The organism is Vibrio sp. Vb0667 (assembly GCF_033391095.1).
In genome coordinates this window covers 1-1,016 of sequence record NZ_JAWPOL010000438.1, presented here as the reverse complement: position 1 = coordinate 1,016, position 1,016 = coordinate 1, and the positions used below count along the sequence as shown (strand labels likewise).

General features: G+C 40.9%; 1 protein-coding gene and 1 pseudogene. One reads left to right on the top strand and one right to left on the bottom strand.

The genetic code is table 11. From position 1 onward, the window contains the following. A pseudogene (locus R8269_RS26490) lies at positions 1 to 196 on the bottom strand (EAL domain-containing protein); the annotation flags it as partial. 334 nt (positions 197 to 530) lie between these two features. Here R8269_RS26490 and R8269_RS26485 point away from each other — a divergent pair. After that, a partial coding sequence (locus R8269_RS26485) for an IclR family transcriptional regulator (RefSeq protein ID WP_169642644.1) occupies positions 531 to 1,016 on the top strand: 486 nt, incomplete at its 3' end.

Genomic DNA, 1,016 nt, shown 5'->3' with positions numbered 1-1,016 from the left:
CTGGATGAATAAGCGCAGTTCGGTTTTCAGTCTCAATTTGAAAGAGAATTTCATCCGCGATTTGTATGTTCTTTTCGAGCAAGTGATCGAGGTTACTTTGCACACTCTCGTGTGCCAAATACAAAACCTCCGCAAATACCAAAGGAAGTGGCAGAAAAAAGATAGCAGCTTTCTTAAGAAGCATTTTATTCAGCATATAAAAGCGACCTTTTATAAACCGATTGACTCAGATGGTATCGAGAAAACGATACCCACCAGCAACTCACGTTTACAATATTATTCATTAGATTTATTGAGTATGCGAGACACCTCCTACTCTCGCAAATAAAACAAAATCTTAATTGTTTAAGTTCCAGTTTAGTGGCACGAGACTCAAAGGTGAGACATCCACTTTTCAAGTTTTCTTTAATATTTAACCGCTCACTGCCATTTTCTCACTAAGTGAGAATTACTCATAAAAATTATTTTTCTTTTCTCAGTGATTAAGAATTATATTTGTCCTATATCTTTTAACACGTTACAACTCTCTCATGACATTAAACAAAGCCAACGCTAATCAGGTAAACGAAAAGGCACTGCAATTATTAATGCAAGTTGCGGTAAGCCAATTCCCAGTCTCTGCGAAAACACTCAGCGAACAATTGAACGTTCCATTAAGCAGTTTGTATCGACATCTAAAACTGCTGAAAGAATGGAACTTGATTGAAGAAAGTGTGCACGACAAGACGTTTGTTGTTGGACCAGCAGCCTTACTGTTGATGCACAGCTATGAAACCGCTCAGCACGGCCTTGATATGGTTGAAACCATCTTGGCGCGCTTGGTGCAGCAAACGGGGGAAATGGCGGCGTACATGGTGCCATCGGGTTATCGAGCGCTTTGTGTCAGACAAAAAGAAAGTATGCAGGCGCTACGATGCAGCTTCGTCCAGGGTCAAAGTCAACCCCTGCTTCGTGGCGCCTCATCTAAAGTGATGCTTGCTTTTATGCCTCAAAGTCGTTGCGAAAAGATCTTACGT